This is a genomic window from Pseudomonas sp. NDM (assembly GCF_003105095.1).
GTDB classification, from domain to species: domain Bacteria; phylum Pseudomonadota; class Gammaproteobacteria; order Pseudomonadales; family Pseudomonadaceae; genus Aquipseudomonas; species Aquipseudomonas moraviensis_A.
Genome location: NZ_QETJ01000010.1, coordinates 12735 through 25839 on the forward strand (window position 1 = coordinate 12735; position 13105 = coordinate 25839).

Here is a 13105-nt window from a genome sequence, read left to right on the forward strand (position 1 = left end):
CGGAACCCCAAGCCATGAACAAAAACCTGCGCTTCAGCCATAAGATTTTGCTTGCCGCCGCCCTCATCGTCATTGCCGCTTTCGCCTCGTTCACGCTGTACAACGATTGGCTGCAGCGCAATGCGATCCGCGATGATCTCAATAACTACCTCAATGAAATGGGCGAGGTCACCGCCGGCAATATCCAGACCTGGCTCAGCGGGCGCATCTTGCTGATCGAGAACGCCGCGCAGAACATCGCCATCAACCCGGAACCTGCCACGGTCGCCAGCCTGCTGGAGCAGAAAAGCCTGACCTCGACGTTCATGGCCACCTACCTGGGCGATGCCACCGGGCACTTCACCATCCGCCCGGACGTGAAGATGCCGGACGGTTTCGATCCGCGCGTACGCCCTTGGTATAAAGGTGCCGAAAGCAGCAGCACGTCGACCCTGACCGAACCCTACATCGATGCCGCCACCGGCCAGTTGATCATCTCCATCGCCACCGCGTCGAAAAAGGCCGGGCAGAGCGTCGGCGTGGTCGGCGGCGATCTCAGCCTGCAATCGCTGGTCGATACCCTCGCCGCGCGGGATTTCGACGGGATGGGCTATGTGTTCCTGGTCAGCGCCGACGGCAAGATCCTCGTCCACCCGGACAAGGCTCTGGTGATGAAATCGCTCAAGGAAGCCTACCCGCAGGACACCCCGCGCATCAGCAGCGACTTCAGTGAAGTGACGGTGGATGGCAAAACCCGCATTGTCACTTTCGCTCCGATCAAAGGCCTGCCGTCGGTGAACTGGTACATCGGTTTGTCGATCGACAAGGATCAGGCCTACGCGATGCTCAGCCAATTCCGCACCTCGGCGGTGATCGCGACCATTATTGCCGTGGCGATCATCATTGCCCTGCTCGGCATGCTTATCCGTCTGCTGATCCAGCCGCTGCACGTGATGACCCGCGCCATGGAAGACATCGCCGACGGTGAAGGTGACCTGACCAAACGTCTGAACATCGTCAATAACGATGAATTCGGCATCCTCGGCACCGCGTTCAACCGTTTCGTCGAGCGTATTCACGGCTCGATCCGCGAAGTGTCCTCGGCCACCGGCCAGGTCAATGAGGTCGCCCTGCGCGTCGTTGCTGCGTCGAACTCGTCGATGTACAACTCCGACCAGCAAGCTTCGCGCACCAGCAGCGTCGCTGCCGCGATCAATCAGCTCGGCGCCGCCGCGCAGGAAATTGCCCGCAATGCCGCGCAAGCTTCGAATCAGGCCAGTGACGCACGGGGTCTGGCCGAGGATGGCCAGCAAGTGGTCGAGCGCAGCATCAAGGCGATGAATCAATTGTCGAGCATGCTCAGCGCGTCGAGCACCAACATCGAGTCGCTGAACAGCAAGACCGTCAACATCGGTCAGATTCTCGAAGTGATCACCAGCATTTCCCAGCAAACCAACCTGCTCGCGCTCAACGCTGCCATCGAGGCGGCACGTGCGGGTGAGGCAGGTCGCGGCTTTGCGGTGGTGGCCGACGAAGTGCGCAACCTCGCGCACCGCACTCAGGAATCGGCGCAACAGGTGCAGACCATGATCGAGGAGCTGCAGGTCGGCGCCCGGGAATCGGTGAGCACCATGAGCGACAGTCAGCGCCACAGCCAGGACAGCGTGGAGATCGCCAATCTCGCCGGCGAACGCCTGAACAGCGTGACCTTGCGCATTGGTGAGATCGACGGGATGAACCAGTCGGTGGCGACCGCGACTGAAGAGCAGACTGCGGTGGTCGAGTCGATCAACGTCGACATTACCGAGATCAATACATTGAACCAGGAAGGCGTGGAAAACCTGCAGGCGACCTTGCGCGCGTGCTCGGATCTGGAGCAGCAGGCTTCGCGTCTCAAGCAACTGGTGGGCAGCTTCCGCATTTAAGATCAAAAGCCTAACCCCCTCACCCCAGCCCTCCCGAAACGTCGGACCGCCCCCAAGGGGGCGAGGGGGAAAGGGAGCAGACCTTCAAGCTTTTCAATGCCTGTGTTCGACTGGATATCGCAGGACATCGCAACAATCCCAAACACCCCGATCAATTCCCTCTCCCTCTGGGAGAGGGCTAGGGTGAGGGGCGCGCAATCCCGACCGAACATCTATTCTGGATAACGGTCAACCAAGGGAGAACAACACAGCGGAGGGTTGCTCACCGTGCATATCGCCGACATCACCATGTTCTACGCCCCGGCCAGCGGAGGCGTGCGTACTTACCTGGATGCCAAACACCGTCGCCTCGGCGACCGCAACGCCATTCGTCACAGCCTGCTGATCCCCGGCGCACGACTGGGTGAACATGACGGCATTTACACGGTTCCAGCGCCCGCCCTGCCCTTCGGCAAAGGCTATCGCTTCCCGCTGCGCCTGGCGCCGTGGCGCAATGTCTTGCAGGATTTGCAGCCGGACCTGATCGAAGTCGGCGATCCCTACCTCACCGCGTGGGCGGCGCTGGATGCCCGGCGGCAGCTGGATGTGCCGGTGATCGGCTTTTATCACTCGGATCTGCCGCTGCTGGCGGGCAATCGCATGGGCCATTGGGTCACGCCGAATGTCGAGGCCTACGTCACCCGTCTCTATGGCAATTTCGACCGGGTGCTTGCGCCGAGCCAGGTCATGGCCGACAAGCTCACCGGGCTTGGCGTGCGCAATGTTCATGTGCAGCCGCTCGGCGTGGATCTGCACACCTTCCATCCTGACGCCCGCGACCCCGGCCTGCGTGCCGAACTGGGCATTGCCGAAGACACCCGCCTGCTGATCTTCGCCGGGCGCGGTTCCAAAGAGAAAAACCTGCCGGTGCTGCTCAAGTGCATGCAACGCCTCGGCCCGCGCTATCACCTGCTGCTGGTCGGCTCGTCGATGCCCGCTGCGGTGCCGGACAACGTCAGCGTCATCGACGAGTTCTGCCCGGCGCCAAAAGTCGCGCGGCTGATGGCCAGCGCCGATGCGCTGCTGCATGCCGGTGATCAGGAAACCTTCGGGCTGGTCATCCTTGAAGCCATGGCTTGCGGCATTCCCGTGGTGGCCGTCGCCGCCGGAGCGTTTGAAGAAATCGTCAACGATTCCTGCGGCCTGCTCTGCGCGCCGAACAATCCGCAAGCCATGGCCAATGCTGTGCGCGAACTGTTCAGTCGTGGCTGTGATCGACTCGGCCGCCAGGCACGCCAACATGTCGAGCGGCACTACGCTTGGGATACCGTGGTCGACAGCCTGCTCAGCCACTACCACGCGGTGCTTGGCCATACGCTGCCACGGGTGGCCAATGGCTGAGCAAATGAAAACGGTTTGTCTGGTGTTGCATGATGTGGCGCCCTCGACCTGGGCGGATTACCAGCCCTTTGTCGAGGCCGTCGATGCGTTGGGCAATGTACCGATGACGTGGCTGGTGGTCCCGGATTTCCATCGCCACGATGCCCTTGATGCCAACCCGGCGTTTCGGCAAGTGCTCGATGCCAGGGTTGCCCGAGGCGATGAACTGGCGCTGCACGGTTACTACCACGACGATCAGGAACCCATGCCGAACACCCCGCGCGACTGGTTCATGCGTCGGGTCTACACCCATGAAGGCGAGTTCTATCGGCTGTCCCGCGAAACAGCCCTTGACCGCCTGCACGCAGGTCTGGAGATGTTTCAGCGCTACGACTGGCCGGTGCACGGTTTCGTCGCCCCGGCCTGGCTGATGAGCGACGGCACCCGCCACGCCTTGCGCGAATTACCGCTCAGCTACACCAGCGATCCGCAACATCTTTATCGCTTGCCCGATTTCACCGCCATTGATGCACCCGGATTGGTCTGGAGCGCACGCAGCGCCTGGCGGCGCGGCTTGTCGAAAATCGTCAGCGACCAACGTCAACAGCGCTGGCGCGACGCGCCGGTGATTCGCCTCGGCCTGCATCCGGTCGACATGCGCCATCGTTTCTCTCGAGATTATTGGTTACGCACACTGGAACGCCTGCTGGCAGACGGACGCGTGCCGCTGACCAAGATCGACTGGCTCGTCCGACAGCACGGTCAACTGGAACGCGCAGCATGAAGCGCAGCCTGTTGTTGCTGATCGGCCTGCTCGCCGCGGTGCTGATACCGGTGCTGCTTGGCGGCGGCGAAACCTGGGCACGCCTGCGCAGTTTTCCGCTGAACTGGCTGTTGATCATGTTCGGCATGATCCTGCTGTGCTGGGGCATCAACACCCTGCGCCTGCGGTTGTTGCTGGGCGATCAGCGCGAAAAGGTCGCGCCGTTGAAAAGTCTTGGCGTGGTGATGGCGGCCGAGTTCGCCTACTGCGCTACGCCCGGGGGCAGCGGCGGGCCGCTGACCATCATGGCCTTGCTGGCCCGGTGCGGCGTGCGTCCGGCGCGGGGCAGCGCGGTGTTTGCCATGGACCAGCTCAGCGATCTGCTTTTCTTCCTCTGCGCGCTGAGCGGAATTCTGATCTACGCGCTGTTCCAGCACCTGAGTGATCGCCTCGAGTGGCTGCTGACGGTCAGCGCCGTGTCGCTGTTCGGCGGCTTGTGCAGTTGCGTATTGATTGCGCGCTATCACCGGGCGTTGATTCGCCTGAGCGGCCGGCTGTTGGTGGGGATGAACGTCACGGCGCGCACTCGCCGCCGCTGGGCGCGCAAGTTGCTGCACTTTCTCGCGGCGTTTACCGATACCTTGAAACTTCCTTGGCAGACGCTGGTTCAAGTGTTTGCCCTGACCTGCGTGCACTGGCTGCTGCGCTACAGCGTCTTGTATCTGGCGCTACGCGGGCTCGGTGCCGACTTGCAGTGGGCATGGAGTTTTCTGGTGCAGATGCTCTCGCTGGGCGCCGGCCAGTTCAGTCTGTTACCCGGCGGCGCAGGGGCAGCGGAATTGACCTCGGCCGCGCTGCTCGCGCCGATGGTGGGCAAATCCACCGCAGCGGCGGCGATCCTGATCTGGCGCGTAGTGACGTATTACTTCTATCTGCTGGTCGGCGGCCCGGTGTTCGTATTGATGCTGGGCAAGCCGTTGCTGAAGAAGCTGATGAACGTCAGGCAGGCTTCTTAGGTTCGTCGTGCTCTTGCTGCAACTGCTCCCATAACTCGGCGGCGCCGGGGAATTCGGTGCCGTCCTCGGGGCTCATGTCGTCGGGGTCGTAGCGACTGAGGCACCTTCACCGAGGGTGGCAGGTGCTTTGGAGGTGGCTTTGTCCAGTGGATCGCTCATGGCTTTTCCTCGGGCTCAAATGACAAGGGCCTGAGCGATTCAACGCCCAGGCCCTTGGTTTTTCAAGCAGGTCGTGTGCTATCAGAACACGACCGTCTTGTTGCCGTGCACCAGCACACGGTCTTCGAGGTGATAACGCAGGCCGCGGGCCAGCACCATCTTCTCGACGTCACGGCCGAAACGCACCATGTCTTCGATGCTGTCGCTGTGGCTGACACGCACCACGTCCTGCTCGATGATCGGGCCGGCGTCCAGCTCTTCGGTCACGTAGTGGCAGGTCGCGCCGATCAGCTTGACGCCGCGCAGGGACGCCTGGTGGTACGGCTTGGCGCCGACAAACGAAGGCAGGAAGCTGTGGTGAATGTTGATGACCTTGTGCGCATATTCGCGGCACATGTCCGGCGGCAGGATCTGCATGTAGCGCGCCAGCACCACCACTTCGGCGTCGTGCTGTTTGACCAGGCGCGACACTTCGTCGAACGCTGGCTGCTTGTCCTGCGGATTGACCGGTACGTGGTAGTAAGGAATGCCGTGCCACTCGACCATGCTGCGCAGGTCGTCGTGGTTGGAAATCACGCAGGAAATTTCGCAGTCCAGCTCATCGCTGTGCCAACGGTGCAGCAGGTCGGCGAGGCAGTGGGATTCGCGGCTGGCCATCAGCACCACGCGTTTTTTCTGCTCGGTGTCGGTGATGCGCCAGTCCATCGAGAACTCTTCGGCGATCGGCGCGAACTTCTCGCGCAATTCTTCGATACCGAACGGCAGCGAATCGGCACGAATTTCGTGACGCATGAAGAACCAGCCCACTTGATTGTCAGAGTGGTGGCTCGCTTCGGTGATCCAGCCGTTATGAGAGGCCAGAAAATTACTGACTTTGGCAACGATGCCAACGCGGTCCGGGCAAGATATCACCAGCCGAAAAGTGCGCATGAGGGGGAAACTCCAGAACTTCACAAAGGCCGCCATTCTAGCGACTGTGCAGGAAAACTGCAGTACGCATGCGTGCCGGGCGAAACGAAGCCCGGCGAAACGGCTTTCTGACGCAGGTCTTCGTCAAGACCGTGACGCTTTAGCGAGGCGTTTGTCAGACAACTGTAAATATCTGTGCTGACTGCATCACATTATTTAACGGAACATTCAATTGACGGCTAATTCCTGTAACTCATTTAAATAAAAAGCCCATCTAAATGTTTACTTGATGAAACAGCCTGACTATTATTGCGGCACTGTCCCCTGTCATTCAGCATTCTACAAAAGGTAGTACTCATGTCCTTGATCAACGAATATCGCGCCACCGAAGAAGCCATCAAAGAGCTGCAAGCCCGTCTGAAAAACCTGTCCGAAGACGACAAACTGCAAGCCGAACTGGAATTCGAAGGCAAATTGCGCACGCTGATGGGTGAATACTCCAAATCGCTGCGTGACATCATCGCGCTGCTGGACCCGGAAGCCAAATCCAAGGCTCCACGTGGCGGCGCAGTGAAAACTACCGGCACCAAGCGTGCACGCAAAGTTAAACAATACAAAAACCCGCACAACGGTGAAGTCATCGAAACCAAAGGTGGCAACCACAAGACTCTGAAAGAGTGGAAAGCCAAGTGGGGCGGCGACGTGGTTGAAGGCTGGGCTACCCTGCTGGGCTAAGCCGCGACACCTTCGCCGAGCGATCCGCGAACAAAAAAACGCCAGCTTGCGCTGGCGTTTTTTTATGCCGGTGAATTATTACCGGGCATGTTCGATTTCACAGATTCAAACGTTTGCGTAATGCCTGGACATAGTTCTGCCAGTCATTGAGCACCTCTCGCTGCATTGGCGTCGCACTAAGCGACCATTGCTCGGCACTCTCGATAAATGACTGCACGGTATTCGGCGCGCCTGCCTCGGGTTGCGTCAGACGCTGCTGACAAAATAATCTCCAGCGTTCCTGCTCGGCAACATCCAGGGTCTGCGGAAAGTTGCGTGCTCGATATCGAAAAAGTAATTCGGGCAAACGTTCATCATCGAAAGGCCACGGCTCTTGCGCTAGTTGCGCAGGATCCGCCATTCGAACTTGCTCACATAGGCGGCGGTCACGATCGCCGATAAATCCGTCGTACAACTGCTGCTCGGGATCTTCGTTGGGGGTGAAATCTTCGCTGGCATAAATCGCCGCGATTTTATCTTTCCAGACTTGTTGTGCGTCAGTTAGTCGCAGTGCCCGCTCCTGATAAAGCGCCATATCCAGCCCAAGGCGTTGCTGATCTTCTGCACGCAATACCGCCAGCGGCGCTACAACCGGACAACGATTGATGTGAATCAGCTTGAGCGGCACCGGCAACTCACCTTCGGCCAACTCATCGCGGCGGGTATAAAGACGCTGGCGCAGGGCCTGCGCGTCCAGGTCCAGCAGCCCCTGCGGATCGAGATGCAAGTCACAGACGATCAAGGCGTTACGGTTCTTCGGGTGCCAGGCCAGCGGCAGGACCACGCCGACATAACTGCGCACCGCCGAGAAACGTCCGGACACATGCACCATTGGCTGCAACAGGCGGATCTGATCCATGACTTTCTGTTTGCTGCGCAACTGGAACAGCCAGTCGTAGAGTCTGGGTTGTTTCTCGCGAATCAGCCGCGCCAGTGCGATGGTGGCGCGCACGTCCGACAGCGCCTCGTGGGCATGGCCGTGATCGATATTATTGGCCGCCGTGAGGCGTTCGAGCTTGAGGGTCACGCGGCCCTGGTCATCCGTCGGCCAGACCAGACCGTCAGGACGCAATGCGTAAGCGGCGCGCACCACGTCGATCAGATCCCAGCGACTGTTGCCGCCCTGCCATTCCCGGGCATAGGGGTCGAAGAAATTGCGATACAGGCTGTAGCGAGTCATCTCGTCGTCGAAACGCAAGGTGTTGTAGCCGGCGCCACAGGTACCCGGTGCGGCCAGTTGCGCATGCACACGGGTCATGAAATCGGCTTCGCTCAAACCCTTCTCGGCAAGCTGAGCGGGCGTGATTCCGGTGATTGCGCACGCCGCCGGATGCGGCAGGATGTCTTCGCTGGGCTGGCAATACAGATTCACCGGCTCGTCGATTTCGTTGAGCGCATGGTCGGTGCGAATCCCGGCCACCTGCAGCGGACGGTCGTTGCGCGGATTGATGCCAGTGGTTTCGTAGTCGTACCAGAAGATTGAAGTCACGGGCGAATCCTGAACAGAAGATCGGCGAAGTCTAGGCGCTCCAGGGTTACCACGGCCAGCCTCGGAGCCCTTGAACAGCAATTTCTCCAGATTCCTACAGCTGAATTGCATTTCCCTTGTGGGAGCGAGCCTGCCCGCGAAAGCTTTCTGTCAGTTGCACATGGGCTGACTGATCCACCGCATTCGCGAGCAGGCTCGCTCCCACACCCGAGAGACTGCTAGCATCAGCCGCACTTGCATCCCGAACAGGCGAACATCAGGTAGCCCATGCTCGAGCCCACAGCACCGCCAAGGAAAGCACCGCTGGATACGCGCCATCAGGTCGAAACGCCGGAAGGCATCGACCTGCCGTTACGCCCCGCCGGGCTGATGGTGCGCGCCGTGGCGTTTGCCATCGATCTGGGCATTCGCGGCTTGATTCTGGGCGTGCTGTTTATCGCACTGGCATTTCTCGGCAAGCTCGGCATGGGCCTCGGTTCACTGCTGCTATTTGCCATCAGCTGGTGGTACATGGTGCTGTTCGAAGTGCTGCGCCAAGGCCGCTCGCCGGGCAAGCAATGGCTGGGTTTGCGCGTCGTCCATGACGACGGCACGCCGATCGGCTGGTCGGCCTCACTGCTGCGCAACCTGCTGCGTGTTGTCGACCTGCTGCCCTTCGGCTATTGCCTCGGTGCGATCAGTTGCCTGCAACACCCGACCTTCAAACGCCTCGGCGACATTGCCGCCGGCACACTGGTGGTCTACAGCGAACGCCCGCTCAGTCGCCCGCAATTGCCTGAGGCCGAACCTCGCCGCTGCCCCGTCGCTCTCACGCTCAGCGAACAACGCGCGGTGCTCGGTTTCGCCGAGCGTCAGGCCGAGCTGTCGCCGGCGCGAGTCAATGAGCTGGCAGCATTGCTGGCGCAGCCGCTGCATATTTCCGCGCCCAGGGCCGTGTCCGAACTCAATGGCATCGCACGCGGACTGCTGGGGCCGACCCCATGAAGCAGAGCCTGTTCGAAACCCGCCACAAAGCCGAATGGGAGCGCTTCGCCCTGGCGCTGGAACGCCTCGAACATGGCAAGGACACCGCGCAGGTGAGCGCTTTTCCCAAAGCCTATCGACGTCTCTGCCAGCATCTGGCTCTGGCCCAGGAGCGCGGCTACAGCAGTTTTCTGATCGATTCATTGCAGCAGCAGGTGTTGCGCGGCCATCAACAGCTGTATCGGCATCGCAGTCGCCTCGGCGCGCAAATCATCAGTTTCATCCTCGCCGACTTTCCGCGACTGGTGCGCGAAGAGTGGCGCTTCGTTGCGGTTGCCAGCCTGCTGTTCTTTGGCAGTCTGATCGGTTTCGCAGTGCTGGTTTATCTGTTTCCGCAGCTGATCTACAACCTGATCCCCGCCGAACAGGTGCGCGAGATGCAAGGCATGTACGACCCCGTCGCCGGCCACCTCGGACGTTCGGCGGAACGCGCAGCGAGTGAAGACTGGGTGATGTTCGGCTATTACGTGATGCACAACATCGGCATCGCCTTCCAGACCTTCGCCAGCGGTTTGCTGATGGGCGTGGGCAGCGGTTTTTTCCTGCTCTACAACGGCATGATCATCGGTGCGGTGGCCGGACATCTCAGCGAAATCGGCTTCGGCCAGACGTTCTGGTCCTTCGTGATCGGCCACGGCGCATTCGAACTGACCGCCATTGCCCTCGCCGGTGCCGCGGGCCTGAAGCTGGGCTGGGCGCTGATCGCACCGGAACGCCTGACCCGCGGCGAGGCACTGCGCCTGGCCGCGCAAAAAAGCGTGCTGCTGGTGTGCGGGGTCATGCTGTTCTTGCTGATTGCAGCCTTCATCGAGGCTTACTGGTCGTCGAAGACCAGTGTCGCACCGCTGACCAAATACGCCGTCGGCGCCGCGCTGTGGCTGGCCGTTGCGGTTTATCTGCTGTTGGCCGGAAGGACCCGCCATGCGCCTGAGTGACGCCAGTGTGGTGATCCGCCCGCGCACGACCTGGGAAGCGATGGACCTGGGCGTGTTGCTGAGCCAGCAGCATCGGCGGTTGTTGATGACCAGTTGGGCGCTCGTCACCCTGCCGCTGTTCGCCCTGCTCAGCGTGTTGCTGTGGGATTCGCCATCGCTGGCGGTGTTTGTGTTCTGGTGGCTGAAACCGGCGTATGAACGCCTGCCGCTGTACATCCTCTCCAAAGCGCTGTTCGGCGAGACGCCGACGCTCAAGCAGGCCTTGCGTGAATGGCCGCGCCTGCTCAGGCCGCAACTGCTGGCCAGTCTGACCTGGCGCCGGCTGAGCCTGAGTCGCAGCTTTGTGCTGCCGGTGACGCAACTCGAAGGCCTCGACGGCGAGGCCAGACAACAACGCCTGCAGGTGCTGCTGCAACGCAACGGCGGCGCCGCGCAATGGTTGACGATCATCGGCGTGCATCTGGAAACCGCACTGTGGATCGGCGTGATGCTGCTGTTCTACATGTTGCTGCCGCAGCAGATCGAAACCGATTGGGACTGGCAGTCGCTGCTGCTTGCGGCCGATCAGGACTGGCGTTGGCTGGAACACCTGACCAACGCGTTTTATGCGCTGATCCTGGTGGTCTGGGAACCCGTCTATGTTGCCTGCGGTTTCAGCCTGTACCTGAACCGCCGCACGCAACTGGAAGCCTGGGATATCGAGCTGGTCTTCCGGCGTTTGCGCCAGCGTTTGAACAACAGCGTGCTCGGTGTGTTGCTGGCCGTGTGTCTGCTACTGCCGAACCTGCAACCGGTGTGGGCGGCTGATACGCCGGACGCGCCACGACTGCTCAATCAACCGCTGACCAGTCAGGCCTCGCGCAACAGCATCCAGTCATTGCTTGAACAGCCGCCGTTCAAGAACAAGGAAAGCGTCACCCGTTACCGCTTTGGCGAGGATCCGGCGAGCCCGGCGAAAGACGCGCAACCGGGTGAGGCGCCGCAGTGGCTGAAGACCTTGCTCGGCTGGCTCGACGGGCAACGCCTGAACGCCGTGGCCAATGTCATTGAAGTGCTGTTGTGGGGTGCGTTGATCGCCGCGCTGGGCTGGCTGGTCTGGCGGTATCGCGAATTCTTCCGGACCTTTGTCAGTCGTCGCCCGAACCTGCCATCGCGCAGCAAACCACCGGCGCCACCGCAAGTTTTCGGCCTCGATCTGAACCGTGAAACCTTGCCTGACGACATCGCCGCCAGCGCCGAACAATTGTGGCTCAGCGAACCTCGCGCCGCGCTGGGCCTGCTCTATCGCGGGCTGCTCAGCCATCTGCTGCACGATTTCGACCTGACGCTGAAAGCCGCCGATACCGAGAGCCAGATCCTCGAACGCATCGAGCAATTGCAACGTCCCGACCTGCTCGCCTACAGCCGCAACCTTACCGGCCACTGGCAGAACATGGCCTACGGGCACCGGGTTCCACCGGCACATTTGCAAGCGGAGCTGTGCAACGGCTGGCGTGCATTGTTTGCCAAAGGTGCTGCGCATTGAACCGGCGCATCGGCTGGTCGATCGGTGCGCTGGCGCTTTTGCTGCTCGGCGGCTTGAGCCTTTTTCTGTTTCTCAAAGCCCGGCCGTATCAGGAAGTTATCGATCACGGCCCCTCGCCCACCGCGCAAGCCAACCCGTATCTGGCCGCAGAAATGTTCCTGCGCGAGCGCGGCCTCGCGGTCAATCACGCCGACACCCTGGCGGTGCTGCCGCAGATCGATCCGCACAACCACACCTTGCTGTTGTTCGGTGAACGCGCGCGGATGACGCCGCGTGAAGTCGATCAGGTGCTGAACTGGACTCGCGCCGGCGGGCGTCTGGTGTTTGTCGCCGAGTCGCTGTGGGATGCGCAAACCCGGCAAAGCAACGATCTGCTGCTCGACCGCGTGCAACTGCACCAATCGCTGAGCAAAGACTTGAAAGATCCTCCGGCAGAAGTGGAAAAGGATCGCTTCCCGAAACTGACCAAGCTGTATCTGGAAGACGAAGACGCGCCGGCCTACGCCGGTTTCGACACCGACTTCCACCTCGATGACCCAAACAACGTAGCCCAGGCCTGGGCCAACAGCGCCAAAGCCACGCACATGATGCAACGGGTATACGGCCTCGGCACGGTCACCGTCGTCACCGATGCCGAGCTGTGGAAAACCCCGGCCATCGGCCAATACGACAACGCCTGGCTGCTCTGGTACCTGAGCGCGGACACCGACGTCACGCTGATTTACAGCACCGCCCACGATGGTCTGTGGACGTTGCTCTGGCGCTACTTCCCGCAGGCTATCGTCGCCCTGCTCGCCTTGATCGGTCTGTGGTTGTGGCAGGCGAGTGTGCGCCACGGGCCGGTGCAAATGCCGGCGCCAGCGGGTCGCCGTCAACTGCTGGAGCATCTGCGCGCCAGCGCCGATTTCCTGCTGCGCCACAACGGCCAGCAAGCGCTGTTGCAAGCGCTGCAGCAAGACATCCTGCGCCGTGCCCGTCGCCGCCATCCCGGTTTCGATCAATTGAATGTGGCCGAACAATGGCTGGCGTTATCGCGCCTGACCCGGCAACCCACCCGCGCCATCAGCCAGGCCCTGAGCCCACGACCGAAGCAGCGCTTGTCCAGCGCCGATTTCAGCCGTCAGGTCGCTCATCTGCAAACCTTGAGGAACGCGTTATGATCCGGCGCCTTGCAAGCGTTAGATATCCACTATATTAAAAGCAGCCACTTACAAGCTCATAGCTAGAGCTGAGATTGTGCTTGAGGGGG

The 13105-nt window shown here is 61.0% G+C and carries 11 protein-coding genes; 9 read left to right on the forward strand and 2 right to left on the reverse strand.

All coding sequences use genetic code 11. From position 1 onward, the window contains the following. The first annotated feature begins 14 nt into the window (after positions 1 to 14). The 4 genes from DCO47_RS04465 (at position 15) to DCO47_RS04485 (ending at position 5042) form a co-directional block, all read left to right on the forward strand. A complete protein-coding gene (locus DCO47_RS04465; RefSeq protein WP_083353447.1) occupies positions 15 to 1904 on the forward strand; it encodes a methyl-accepting chemotaxis protein in 1890 nt (629 codons plus the stop codon). Positions 1905 to 2192: 288 nt separating this feature from the next. Further along, complete coding sequence (locus DCO47_RS04475) at positions 2193 to 3284, forward strand: glycosyltransferase family 1 protein (protein ID WP_173867404.1); 1092 nt, start codon at positions 2193 to 2195, stop codon at positions 3282 to 3284. A 4-nt stretch (positions 3285 to 3288) separates the two neighbouring features. After that, entirely contained in the window at positions 3289 to 4047 is a 759-nt protein-coding gene (locus DCO47_RS04480; protein WP_371919858.1) for a DUF2334 domain-containing protein, read from the forward strand. Further along, a complete protein-coding gene (locus DCO47_RS04485; RefSeq protein WP_116657559.1) occupies positions 4044 to 5042 on the forward strand; it encodes a lysylphosphatidylglycerol synthase transmembrane domain-containing protein in 999 nt (332 codons plus the stop codon). The genes DCO47_RS04480 and DCO47_RS04485 overlap by 4 nt, the downstream gene beginning before the upstream one ends. A 240-nt stretch (positions 5043 to 5282) precedes the next feature. Here DCO47_RS04485 and purU read toward each other — a convergent pair whose 3' ends face one another. After that, positions 5283 to 6131, reverse strand: a complete 849-nt coding sequence (purU, locus tag DCO47_RS04490; protein ID WP_016773477.1) for a formyltetrahydrofolate deformylase — start codon at positions 6129 to 6131, stop codon at positions 5283 to 5285. 336 nt (positions 6132 to 6467) lie between these two features. Between purU and mvaT the strand changes: the two genes are divergently transcribed. Then, entirely contained in the window at positions 6468 to 6845 is a 378-nt protein-coding gene (gene mvaT, locus DCO47_RS04495; protein ID WP_016773476.1) for a histone-like nucleoid-structuring protein MvaT, read from the forward strand. 97 nt (positions 6846 to 6942) lie between these two features. On the opposite strand, the gene sbcB is transcribed toward mvaT, so the two are convergent. Then, entirely contained in the window at positions 6943 to 8373 is a 1431-nt protein-coding gene (sbcB, locus tag DCO47_RS04500) for an exodeoxyribonuclease I (RefSeq protein ID WP_116657560.1), read from the reverse strand. Between the two features lie 267 nt (positions 8374 to 8640). Here sbcB and DCO47_RS04505 point away from each other — a divergent pair, with 267 nt between their 5' ends. From DCO47_RS04505 to DCO47_RS04520, 4 genes are read left to right on the forward strand one after another with little or no spacing between them, the layout of a single operon-like run. Next, positions 8641 to 9357, forward strand: a complete 717-nt coding sequence (locus DCO47_RS04505; protein WP_042607310.1) for an RDD family protein — start codon at positions 8641 to 8643, stop codon at positions 9355 to 9357. Further along, the gene (locus tag DCO47_RS04510) at positions 9354 to 10331 is read left to right on the forward strand and encodes a stage II sporulation protein M (RefSeq protein WP_116657585.1); all 978 of its coding nucleotides are present in this window, start codon (positions 9354 to 9356) and stop codon (positions 10329 to 10331) included. The genes DCO47_RS04505 and DCO47_RS04510 overlap by 4 nt, the downstream gene beginning before the upstream one ends. Next, the gene (locus tag DCO47_RS04515; protein WP_116657561.1) at positions 10318 to 11856 is read left to right on the forward strand and encodes a DUF4129 domain-containing protein; all 1539 of its coding nucleotides are present in this window, start codon (positions 10318 to 10320) and stop codon (positions 11854 to 11856) included. Before DCO47_RS04510 ends, DCO47_RS04515 begins: the two co-directional genes overlap by 14 nt. Next, positions 11853 to 13016: a DUF4350 domain-containing protein gene (locus DCO47_RS04520; protein ID WP_064365037.1), complete on the forward strand. Its 1164-nt coding sequence runs from the start codon at positions 11853 to 11855 to the stop codon at positions 13014 to 13016. Before DCO47_RS04515 ends, DCO47_RS04520 begins: the two co-directional genes overlap by 4 nt. Positions 13017 to 13105: the final 89 nt, after the last annotated feature.

Excerpts from the sequence above, each read along its gene's own strand:
- DCO47_RS04480 (WP_371919858.1), top strand. The coding sequence starts at position 3,289 with ATGAAAACGGTTTGTCTGGTGTTGCATGATGTGGCGCCCTCGACCTGG.
- DCO47_RS04485 (WP_116657559.1), top strand. The coding sequence starts at position 4,044 with ATGAAGCGCAGCCTGTTGTTGCTGATCGGCCTGCTCGCCGCGGTGCTG.
- mvaT (WP_016773476.1), top strand. The coding sequence starts at position 6,468 with ATGTCCTTGATCAACGAATATCGCGCCACCGAAGAAGCCATCAAAGAG.
- DCO47_RS04505 (WP_042607310.1), top strand. The coding sequence starts at position 8,641 with ATGCTCGAGCCCACAGCACCGCCAAGGAAAGCACCGCTGGATACGCGC.
- DCO47_RS04510 (WP_116657585.1), top strand. The coding sequence starts at position 9,354 with ATGAAGCAGAGCCTGTTCGAAACCCGCCACAAAGCCGAATGGGAGCGC.
- DCO47_RS04515 (WP_116657561.1), top strand. The coding sequence starts at position 10,318 with ATGCGCCTGAGTGACGCCAGTGTGGTGATCCGCCCGCGCACGACCTGG.
- DCO47_RS04465 (WP_083353447.1), top strand. The coding sequence starts at position 15 with ATGAACAAAAACCTGCGCTTCAGCCATAAGATTTTGCTTGCCGCCGCC.
- DCO47_RS04475 (WP_173867404.1), top strand. The coding sequence starts at position 2,193 with ATGTTCTACGCCCCGGCCAGCGGAGGCGTGCGTACTTACCTGGATGCC.
- purU (WP_016773477.1), bottom strand. The coding sequence starts at position 6,131 with ATGCGCACTTTTCGGCTGGTGATATCTTGCCCGGACCGCGTTGGCATC.